The following is a 10,230-nucleotide window of genomic DNA, read 5'->3' as shown; positions in this document are numbered from 1 at the left end:
CCCGGGCCTGCGCCCGGCAGCCGGAGTGAGCGCCTACCCCTGCCGGCATCGGCTCAGTTCGCGAAGCCGAAGATGCCGGTCATGGCACGACCCAGCGTGAGCTGGTGGACCTCGTGGGTGCCCTCGTAGGTGAGGACGGTCTCGAGGTTGACCGCGTGGCGCAGCGGCGAGTACTCGCTCGTGATGCCGGAACCGCCGAACAGGGCGCGCAGATCGCGGCACACGTTCATGGCGGTGTCCACGTTCACCATCTTGCCGAGGGAGATCTGCTCCGGACGGACGCCTGCGGAGGAGTCCTTGAGCCGGCCGATGTGGGCGGCGGTGAGGGTGATGGAGGAGTACTGGCCGAATGCCTTCGCGAGCTTCTGCTGCGAGATCTGGAAGGAGGACAGCGGACGGTCGAACTGGATGCGCGTGTCCGTGTATCGCAGCGCCTCCTCCAGCGCGTCGCGCGCCGCACCGGTCACGCCGAACACGATCCCGAACCGGGCCTCGGAGAGCGCGGAGAGCGGGCCCTTGAGACCGGAGGCCTTGGGCAGCATCGCGGATTCCGGCAGGCGCACGTTGTCGAGCACGATCTCACCGGTGATGGAGGCGCGCAGGGAGATCTTGCGCTTGACCTCGGGCACCTCGACCCCGGGGGTGTCGGTGGGGACGACGAAGCCGCGCACGAGACCCTTCTCGCCGGTCTTCTCATTCACCTCGTCCGTCTTGGCCCAGACGACCATGACGTCGGAGACCGGGGAGTTGGTGATCCACATCTTGGCGCCGTTGAGGATCCAGTCGGAGCCGTCGCGGGTCGCCCGGGTCTTCATGCCGGCGGGGTCGGAGCCCACGTCCGGCTCGGTGAGGCCGAAGCAGCCGATCGCCCTGCCCGCGGCCATGCGCGGCAGCCACTCCTCCTTCTGCTCCTCGGAGCCCCAGTGGTGGATCGAGAACATCGCGAGCGAGCCCTGCACGCTCACCAGTGAGCGCAGGCCGGAGTCGACGGCCTCGAGCTCGCGGCAGGCCAGTCCGTACTGGGTGGCGGTGGAGCCCGCGCAGCCGTAGCCGGCGAGGTGCATGCCGAGCACGCCCAGCTCGCCCAGACCCTCTGCGAGCTCGCGCGCGGGGATCGTCCCCTCGAGGTACCAGTCGCCGATCTGCTCGCGGACGTTCTCGTCCAGCCAGCCGCGGACCACGCCGGCCCAGTCGAGATCGTCCTGGTCGAAGATCTGGTCGACTGCGAGGATCTCGTCCGGTGCGAGTGTCCGGCCCTTGCTCTGCGTCACTGCGCTCTCCCTCCGCGGCGCGCCGGCGCCGCTGCTTCATCTGCGTGCGAGGCTGCGGCGGGCACGCCCCGCGCAGCCGGTGTCACGGCACCGCCTCCCATCACGGTTTCCCAAGGATGGGATGACATGATCGTGCACTGTGACTGTACGAGTGATCAGTGTAATCGGAGCCACAGGGTCGGTGGGCACCCAGGCCCGCGATGTGGTGCGGCTCCACAGAGGACGCTTCCGGATCGAGGGTCTCGCCGGGGGCGCGAATCTCCGGGAGCTCGCGGCCCAGGCCGTGGAGCTGGGGGCGCGCGCCGTGGGGCTCGCGGTCCCGCCGCAGGCGGACACCACCGCCGAGGCGATGGCCGCCGTCCGCTCCGCGCTCGCCGAGGAGGCGCGCAGGCAGGGGCTGCCGGACCTCGTCGAGGACATCGAGCTCGGCGAGGACGCCGCGGCCCGGATCGCCGCCCGGCCCGCGGACGCGGTGCTCAACGCGGTCACGGGAGCGGCCGGACTCGACGCCACGCTGGCGGCGCTGACCGTCGGCACGGACGTGGCGCTCGCGAACAAGGAGTCACTCATCGTCGGCGGGCAGGTGGTGCTAGATGCCGCTGCCGCCACCGGTGCCCGGCTCCTCCCCGTGGACAGCGAGCACTCCGCGATCTGGCAGGCGCTGCGGGCGGGCCGGCGGGCCGAGGTCGCCAAGCTCGTGATCACGGCCTCGGGCGGGCCCTTCCGGGGCTTCAGCCGCGCCCAGCTGGAGGCCGTCACCCCGGAGCAGGCGCTCGCCCACCCCACCTGGGACATGGGCCGCGTCATCACCACCAACTCCGCGAGCCTCGTGAACAAGGGCCTCGAGGTGATCGAGGCCCATCTGCTGTTCGGGGTGCCGATGGAGGACATCGAGGTCGTCGTCCACCCGCAGAGCCAGGTGCACTCGATGGTGCAGTTCACCGACGGCTCCACCCTGGCCCAGGTCTCGCCGCCGGACATGCGCCTGCCCATCGCCTACGCCCTGGGAGCCGTGCATCCGGACCGCGCCGCCGGCGGGGAGCACGCGGATCGTCGGGACAGCGCTGCCGGCCGGGATGACACCGCCGGCCCGGAGCGGATCGCCTCCGGCGCGGCGGCCAACGACTGGACGCGGGCCGCACAGTGGACCTTCGAGCCGGTCGATCACGAGGCGTTCCCCGCGCTGGGCCTCGCGATCGAGGCCGGACGTGAGGGCGGGACGCACCCGGCGGTCTTCAACGCCGCCAACGAGGTCCTCGTGGATGCCTTCCACGACCGCAGGATCGCCTTCACCGGGATCGCGGACGGGATCGCCGCCGCGCTGGAGGCGCACCGTCCGGAGCAGGCTCGCCTCACCCGTGACGCCGTCCTCGCCGCTGACGCCTGGGCGCGGGACTTCGCCGCCGCCTGGGTGGATGCACAGGTCTCCGCGACAGAGCAGACCTCCGCGACCGGGCAGCCCGCCGCACCGGCCGGGAGCGCTCCCGCATGACCGCCCTGCTCTACGTCCTCGGCATCGTCCTCTTCCTGGCCGGCATCTCCGTCTCCATCGCACTGCACGAGCTGGGCCACCTCGTCCCGGCCAAGCGGTTCGGCGTGAAGGTGACGAAGTACATGGTGGGGTTCGGCCCCACTCTCTTCTCCCGGGTGCGGGGCGAGACCGAGTACGGGATCAAGGCGCTGCCGCTGGGCGGGTTCATCTCCATGCCCGGCATGTATCCGCCGGCCGAGGCGCTGGACCGGCCTCCGCGCAGGCCCCGGCTGTTCGCGCACACCCTCGAGGACGCGCGCGAGTTCGCCAATGAGGAGCTGGCGCCCGGGGAGGAGGGCCGCAGCTTCTATGCGCTGAGCGTGCCCAAGCGCCTCGTGGTGATGTTCGGCGGCCCGTGCGTGAACCTGGTCCTCGGCATCCTCCTCTTCGCGATCAGCCTCATGGGGATCGGCGCACCCGTGCCCAGCACCACGGTGCAGACGGTGGTCGAGTGCGCCGTGCCGGCCTCGGTCGCGCAGGAGCGTCCGGAGGCGGAGCGGAACACGTGCGCGCCCGAGGACCCGCTCACCCCCGCCTGGGAGCTCGGCATCCAGCCGGGCGACCGGGTGGTCTCCGTCGACGGGGTGCCGGCGGACGACTGGGACACGCTCTCGGACACCATCCGGCAGCGTGCCGGGTCCACGGTCCCAGTGGTGCTGGACCGGGGCGGTGAGACCCTGAGCCTGGACGTGCCCATCATGCTCACGGAGCGCCCGGTGCAGGACGAGGGCGGCGAGCCCGTCCTGGACGCGGACGGGAACCCGCGCACAGAGCCGGCCGGCTTCCTGGGGATCGGCCCCACCCAGGAGTACCAGCGGCAGAACCCGGCGCAGTTCGCCCAGCGGACCTGGGACGCCGTCGGCATGACCTTCCATGCGCTGCTCACGCTGCCGGCCAAGCTCACGGAGCTGGCCGAGGTGGCCTTCACGGACAAGGCGCGCGCGGACGACAGCCCGGTGGGCCTCGTGGGCGTGGGCCGGATCGCCGGCGAGATCGTCTCCACGGAGTCGGTCGAGACCGCCTCGGGCACCGTCATCGACGTGGAGGTGGTCGACAAGGTGCAGTCGGGGCTGGGCCTCCTGGCCTCGCTCAACCTGTTCCTCTTCGCCTTCAACATGGTGCCGCTGCTGCCCCTGGACGGCGGACACATCGCGGTCGCGCTCTACGAGGGCGCACGGCGGCGGATCAACCGCAGGCGCGGACGCGGGCCCACCGGGCCCTTCGACACCGCGAAGCTCCTGCCGCTCACCTATGTGGTGGTCGGGGCGTTCCTGTGCATGACGGTGCTGCTGCTCTACGTGGACATCGTCAAGCCGATCCGGCTCTTCGGCTGACGGCGCAGCCGCCCGCGGCGTCCGCGGTTCCACGGGCCGGCGGGCCGGCGGGCGCGGGCTGAGCGCGGCCTGCAGGCTCCTCGGGAGTGCTCATAGGCCCGCCGGAGTAGCATGGACCACGGTGCCGGTCCCTGTGCCGGTGCCTCACCGCTCATCCAGGCGTCGAAGGGAAACCGATCAGTGACAGCCGTGAACCTGGGCATGCCCGCCGCGCCGCCGCCGGTCCTCGCCCCCAGGCGCAGGACCCGGCAGATCCGTGTGGGCCGCGTGGGCGTGGGATCGGATCATCCCGTGTCCGTCCAGTCCATGACGACGACGAAGACGACGGACATCAACGGCACGCTCCAGCAGATCGCCGAACTCACGGCGGCGGGCTGCGACATCGTGCGCGTCGCGTGTCCCTCCGCGGACGACGCCGCGGCGCTGCCGGCGATCGCGCAGAAGGCGCAGATCCCCGTCATCGCGGACATCCACTTCCAGCCCAAGTACGTCTACGCCGCGATCGAGGCCGGCTGTGCCGCCGTGCGCGTGAACCCGGGCAACATCCGGAAGTTCGACGACCAGGTGGGGCAGATCGCCAAGGAGGCGGAGGCCGCCGGCGTCTCTCTCCGGATCGGCGTGAACGCCGGTTCCCTCGACAAGCGCCTGCTGGAGAAGTACGGCAAGGCCACCCCGGAGGCGCTCGCGGAATCCGCGATGTGGGAGGCGTCCCTCTTCGAGGAGCACGGCTTCTACGACTTCAAGATCTCCGTCAAGCACCACGATCCGGTCGTCATGGTCCGTGCCTACGAGCTCCTCGCGGAGAAGGGGGACTGGCCGCTGCACCTGGGTGTGACGGAGGCCGGTCCCGCCTTCCAGGGCACCATCAAGTCCGCCACCGCCTTCGGCGCGCTGCTGAGCGAGGGGATCGGCGACACCATCCGCGTCTCGCTCTCCGCGCCTCCCGTGGAGGAGGTGAAGGTGGGCAGCCAGATCCTCGAGTCACTCAACCTCCGCCCGCGCAAGCTGGAGATCGTCTCCTGCCCGTCCTGCGGGCGTGCGCAGGTGGACGTGTACACGCTCGCGGAGAAGGTGACCTCGGGCCTCGAAGGGCTCGAGGTGCCGCTCCGGGTGGCCGTCATGGGCTGCGTGGTCAACGGGCCGGGCGAGGCGCGCGAGGCAGACCTGGGCGTGGCCAGCGGCAACGGCAAGGGGCAGATCTTCGTCAAGGGCGAGGTCATCAAGACGGTGCCGGAGGCGCGCATCGTGGAGACGCTCATCGAGGAGGCCATGCGGATCGCGGACGAGGACGGCCTCCCCTCCGGCGAGGCCGAGGTCGTCGTCAGCTGAGGTGATGTGAGACTCGCGCCCCTGCGCCGGGGCCACACCGAGTGGCTGTCACAGTCGCTGCTGCGTGCGCCCGCCCACCACGCCTTCCTCATCACGCTGCTGCGCAACCACGGCAGTGCCGACATCCAGACGCACGCCGGCACCCTCTACGGCGTGTTCGACGGCCGCAGGCCGGTGGCCGCGTACTGGGTGGGCGGGACGATCGTGGCGATGGGCGCAACGCCTGCGACCAACGCCGTCGTGGCGGAGATGCTGAATGCCCGGGGCCGCTGGAACTCCTCCCTCATCGGGGAGGCCGGGTGGGTCATGGACCTGGCCGCGCGTCTGCGCTGGGGGACGCCGCGGGGCGTGCGCCCGGAGCAGCCGCTGCTGGTGTGCGAGGGCCGGCCGCAGGTGCCCCCGCACCCGGAGGTGCGGACGGCACACCTCGCAGACCTCGAAGCCGTCTTCGCGGCGGCTGTGGAGATGTTCACGGAGGAGGTGGGCTTCTCACCGGTGGAGCAGGGCTCCAGCGGGTACCTGGCACGGGTGCGCGGGCTCATCGACAACCGCTCCACCCTCATCCTCACCTCCGGCACGGGCCCGGACGGCGGGCAGCTGCGGGACTGGCCCGCGGCCGGACTGCGCGAACAGGTGGTGTTCAAAGCGGATCTGGGCGTGAGCTCGCCGTACGCGGTGCAGATCCAGGGGGTCTGGACGCACCCGGACTTCCGGGGGAGGGGCATTGCCAGCTCCGCGATGGTGGCGGTCTCCTCGCATGTCCTCACCCATGTGGCGCCCGTGGTGAGCCTGTACGCCAACGCGTTCAACGCTCCGGCCCTGCGCGTCTACGAGAAGGCCGGTTACGTGCAGCGCGGCACCTTCGCCACCGTCATGTACTGAGCTGCGGCGCCCCGGCCTCCTCCCGCGAGCGGGCTGCGTCGGAGGCCCCGGTCCTCAGCCGGGCGCGGATCTGCCCAGGCGCCAGTAGCCGCAGAAGGTCACGTTCGCGCGGGGGACCTCGCGCTCACCCACGAGATGGCGGCGGGTGCCTGTGGCGAGAGCGGACTCGCCCACTGCGAACGCGCAGATGCTCGGCGACAGCGGCAGTTCCCGCAGCACGGGGAGCGCGCGGGTGCCGGGAGCGTCACCGGGACCGCGGATCAGCCAGTGGACGGTCATGCCCGGGGGCGCCTCGACCTCCTGTGCGTCTGCAGGGTCGAAGAGCTCGATGAGCGCATGCCCGTGCGCATCGCGGGGCATGTCGCGGAGGACGCCCAGGACGGCGGGCATCCCGCTCTCGTCCGTCACGAGGAGATGCTGCTCTGCGGGCACCTGCCTCCAGCCGCAGCCCTGGTCGATGAGCGCGACCTGTGCGCCGGGCTCGACCGAGGCGGCCCACGGACCTGCGATCCCCTCGGTGCCGTGGATGAGGAAGTCCACGTCCAGCTCGCCGGTCTCGCCGTCGTATCCGCGGACGGTGTAGTTGCGGATCACGGGGCGGGTCCCCCGGGGCAGCGCGGCATACCGCAGCAGTCCGCCGAACCCGAACCGCTGCGGGAGCGCGTCGAGCCGATCCTCCGCGCGGACGGGGATCGCGAGACGGAACCACTGGTCGAAGCCCTGGTACCCGAACCGGTGCAGATCGCCGCCGGCGAAGGTCACTCGGGTCATGTGCGGCGTCACCCTCCGGGTGCGTGCGACACGCGTGTGCATGAGGCCTGAATCCGCATGGCTGACAGTGATGCCGGGCATGACATGCGCTCCGTTCGGTGCGGGAGGGTCTCGTCCGTCCGCCGCCGGCGGTGGCGCTCGTGGTGAGTTGCGGGCGGCGGGCCAGTGAGTGAGGTATGCCTTACCAAAGGTAGAGAGGGTGGGCGCGGAAGTCAACGGGCTGAGGATTCGTCTGCCGTGGTGCACCCCCGTGTCCCCGTCGCTGTTAGCGTGGGAGCATGCTGGATGCCGGTTCGCTGCCCATGGAGGATCCGCGTGTGCGCATCCGTCCGCTCCGTGTCGAGGATGCCGCGGCCTTCGCGGAAGGTGCTGCGGACGGAGCGGTGCGGGAGTTCGCGCACCTGCCGGAGCCCGAGTACACCGAGGCCTCCGCTCGGGAGATGATCGTCGGGGCCGCCGCGGACGGCCTCGCCCGGGGAGACCTCGCGGTGCTGGCCATCGCGGATCCGGCCACGGACGCCTTCGCCGGCAGCATCGTCGTCTTCGACGTGCAGGGGCAGTGCGCCGAGGTGGGCTTCTGGCTGCACCCCGCCCACAGGGGCAGGGGACTCACGGGGGCCGCGCTCGCCCTCGCCGCCCGGTTCGCCGCGCAGAGCGGTCTGCACGAGCTCCGTGCGCGGACGGCACCGGCGAATGCGGCCTCGCGCCGCGCCCTCGCGTCCGCGGGTTTCGAGGAGACGGGCACGGAGACGGGCGTCACCCCGGCCGGGGAGACCGCGGAGCTCGTCGGCCTCGTGCTCCCCGTCTACTCCCTGCCGGAGCTGCCTCTGCGCACGGAGCGGCTCTCCCTGCGCCTCCACGTGCCCGGTGACGAGGACTGGCTGCACCGGGTCTACTCCGGTGCGGAGACCGCGCGCTTCCTCCTCGAGGATCCCTGGACGCGGGAGGAGGCCGGGGTGCGGGTGCGGGACCGGCTCACGCGGACCGGACTGCACACCGCGAGCGGCGGGTTCGCGCTGGTCATCGAGCATGCCGGTGAGCCGGTGGGCGATCTCGCGCTGTGGCTCACGGACAGGCGGCGCCGGATCGCGGAGATCGGGTGGGTGCTCGACCCGGCCCACAGCGGTCACGGATACGCCGCCGAGGCCGTCTCGGCGGTCCTGCGGCTCGCCTTCGGGGAACTGGACCTGCACCGTGTGGCCGCGCAGATGGACGCACGGAACACCGCCTCGGCGCGGCTCGCCGAGCGCGTGGGGATGCGGCGGGAGGCCCACCTGCGGCAGGACTGGTGGAGCAAGGGCGAATGGACCGACACGGTGGTGTACGGCATGCTCCCGGGAGACCTGCCTCCTGCCTGAGGCGACGGCAGCCCTGCCGGGCGGGCCGCCTCGGGCCCGGTGCTTCCTCGGATCCGCATGCGCGAGGAGGTCAGTGCGAGTCGCGGCCGCGGAGGCGGTCCATCTCGCGGCGGTCCTTCTTGGTGGGACGGCCTGCGCCCTTGTCCCGGCGCGGCACCGGTGCGCGCAGTGCGGGATCGGGCGGAGGGGTCAGGTCCTCGTAGCACTGCTGTGCGATGGGCGCGGCGGCGCGCGTGGGCAGCATGGCCCGCACCCGCAGGATCCTCTCGCCTCCGGGCGTGCGGACGCGGATGGTCTGGCCGATCGTGATCTTCTGCGCCGGCTTGACCCGCTGCCCCTCGATGTGGGCGTGACCGCCCTTGCACGCGGCCGTCGCGGCCGAGCGCGTGCGGAACATGCGCACGGCCCACAGCCATACATCCGTGCGCATCGTGGAATCGGGGGAGAAGTCTGGCTCCGGCATGCGCCGATGCTATCGGAGTGCCGGAGCGCGGGCTGGGTGAAGCCACGGCTGGAGCACTCAGGTGCAATATAATATATAATTCTTGGATGGGTGTGGCAGGGTGTGCCGGGCGGAGAGCATGACTTAACGCTCGTTCGAGGCCAGGCGCTACACTCTGAGGAAACGCACATCAGTCATGTCCAGGTGCCGGAGTGCGCTCCGGTCGCCCAATGAGAGGGAAGGCGCGCGTGAACACGTCCTCCAAGAACAAGAAGAAGTCGGGTGGCTTCGACTTCCAGCCCTTCGTCAAGCCCGCGCTGATCGCCGGCGGGGCGATCGTCGTGCTCGCGATCCTCGTGGGGGTCGCGATCTGGCTGCGGACGCTCGAGCCGGTCGAGGCCTTCATCCGGAAGTATCCCGGCCAGTCGGAGGCGAACGCCGTCGAGACCGGCCTCCCGGCATGGCTGGGCTGGCAGCACTTCCTCAACGCCTTCTTCATGCTTCTCATCATCCGCACCGGCATCCTGGTGCGGACCACGCAGCGTCCCCAGGGCCACTGGACCCGCAACAACAAGGGCCTCATCAAGACCAAGGGCGCGCCCAAGAAGATCTCGATGAACCTGTGGATCCACTTCGTCTTCGACGCGCTCTGGGTCCTCAACGGCATCGTCTTCTACATCCTGCTCTTCTCCACCGGGCAGTGGCGCCGGATCGTCCCGGCGGACTGGGACATCTTCCCCCATGCGGTGTCCTCCGCCCTGCAGTACGCCTCGATGAACTGGCCCGCGGAGATGGGGTGGACCAACTACAACGGCCTCCAGGTCCTCTCGTACTTCCTCGTCGTGTTCGTCGCCGCGCCCCTGTCCCTCCTCACCGGTCTGCGCATGTCCAACATCTGGCCGGAGGACGCGAAGATCAACAAGTTCTACCCCGCCCCGGTGGCGCGCGCCATCCACTTCCCGACCATGGTCTTCTTCCTCGCCTTCATCGCGGTGCACGTCACCCTGGTGTTCGTGGGCTCCGTGGTGGCCGGGCACGGCCTGGGCGGCAACCTCCAGCACATGTATGCGGCCTCGGACGACAACCAGCTGCTGGGCTTCATCATGTTCGCGGTCTCCATCGTGGTGATGGTCGCGGGCTGGTTCCTGGCGCGTCCCGTGTTCCTCACACCGCTCGCCAACATGTTCGGCAAGGTCAGCCGCTGATCCCACTCGCCTCACCCAGCCGGCGGAGGGGAGAGGGGGGCCGGAACGCCAAGACCGAGCAGCCCCCCAAAACCCCAAAAAGAGGGGCAAGCGCCAGCGGGGTGGGG

At 70.9% G+C, this 10,230-nt stretch carries 9 protein-coding genes; 6 read left to right on the top strand and 3 right to left on the bottom strand.

Annotated features, from left to right (window positions below):
- Positions 1–53: 53 nt before the first annotated feature.
- Positions 54–1,271: an acyl-CoA dehydrogenase family protein gene (locus tag Q0A33_RS05915; RefSeq protein ID WP_291794403.1), complete on the bottom strand. Its 1,218-nt coding sequence runs from the start codon at positions 1,269–1,271 to the stop codon at positions 54–56.
- 139 nt (positions 1,272–1,410) lie between these two features.
- Between Q0A33_RS05915 and Q0A33_RS05910 the strand changes: the two genes are divergently transcribed.
- The 4 genes from Q0A33_RS05910 to Q0A33_RS05895 all read left to right on the top strand — a co-directional run bounded on the left by Q0A33_RS05910 (position 1,411) and on the right by Q0A33_RS05895 (position 6,347).
- Positions 1,411–2,763 carry a 1-deoxy-D-xylulose-5-phosphate reductoisomerase gene (locus Q0A33_RS05910; protein WP_291794401.1) on the top strand — a complete coding sequence of 451 codons (1,353 nt, stop codon included), beginning with the start codon at positions 1,411–1,413 and terminating at the stop codon, positions 2,761–2,763.
- Positions 2,760–4,136, top strand: coding sequence for a site-2 protease family protein (locus Q0A33_RS05905; RefSeq protein ID WP_291794399.1), 1,377 nt, complete (start codon positions 2,760–2,762; stop codon positions 4,134–4,136). Before Q0A33_RS05910 ends, Q0A33_RS05905 begins: the two co-directional genes overlap by 4 nt.
- 180 nt (positions 4,137–4,316) lie before the next feature.
- Positions 4,317–5,465: a flavodoxin-dependent (E)-4-hydroxy-3-methylbut-2-enyl-diphosphate synthase gene (gene ispG / locus Q0A33_RS05900; RefSeq protein WP_291794397.1), complete on the top strand. Its 1,149-nt coding sequence runs from the start codon at positions 4,317–4,319 to the stop codon at positions 5,463–5,465.
- A 6-nt stretch (positions 5,466–5,471) separates the two neighbouring features.
- On the top strand, positions 5,472–6,347 hold the full coding sequence (locus Q0A33_RS05895) for a DUF4081 domain-containing GNAT family N-acetyltransferase (RefSeq protein WP_291794395.1): 876 nt from the start codon (positions 5,472–5,474) through the stop codon (positions 6,345–6,347).
- A 54-nt stretch (positions 6,348–6,401) separates the two neighbouring features.
- Here Q0A33_RS05895 and Q0A33_RS05890 read toward each other — a convergent pair whose 3' ends face one another.
- Positions 6,402–7,160 carry a siderophore-interacting protein gene (locus Q0A33_RS05890; RefSeq protein ID WP_291794405.1) on the bottom strand — a complete coding sequence of 253 codons (759 nt, stop codon included), beginning with the start codon at positions 7,158–7,160 and terminating at the stop codon, positions 6,402–6,404.
- A gap of 236 nt (positions 7,161–7,396) precedes the next feature.
- Between Q0A33_RS05890 and Q0A33_RS05885 the strand changes: the two genes are divergently transcribed.
- Entirely contained in the window at positions 7,397–8,476 is a 1,080-nt protein-coding gene (locus tag Q0A33_RS05885; protein WP_291794393.1) for a GNAT family N-acetyltransferase, read from the top strand.
- A 70-nt stretch (positions 8,477–8,546) separates the two neighbouring features.
- On the opposite strand, the gene Q0A33_RS05880 is transcribed toward Q0A33_RS05885, so the two are convergent.
- Positions 8,547–8,939: an RNA-binding S4 domain-containing protein gene (locus Q0A33_RS05880; RefSeq protein ID WP_291794391.1), complete on the bottom strand. Its 393-nt coding sequence runs from the start codon at positions 8,937–8,939 to the stop codon at positions 8,547–8,549.
- 227 nt (positions 8,940–9,166) lie between these two features.
- Between Q0A33_RS05880 and Q0A33_RS05875 the strand changes: the two genes are divergently transcribed.
- Positions 9,167–10,123 carry a cytochrome b/b6 domain-containing protein gene (locus tag Q0A33_RS05875; protein ID WP_291794389.1) on the top strand — a complete coding sequence of 319 codons (957 nt, stop codon included), beginning with the start codon at positions 9,167–9,169 and terminating at the stop codon, positions 10,121–10,123.
- The last annotated feature ends 107 nt before the right edge of the window (positions 10,124–10,230 follow it).

The sequence above is a fragment of the Brevibacterium sp. genome (assembly GCF_022712115.1).
Lineage (GTDB): Bacteria > Actinomycetota > Actinomycetes > Actinomycetales > Brevibacteriaceae > Brevibacterium > Brevibacterium salitolerans.
The sequence above is the reverse complement of the archived record's forward strand: the minus strand, read 5'-3'. Positions and strand labels throughout refer to the sequence as shown.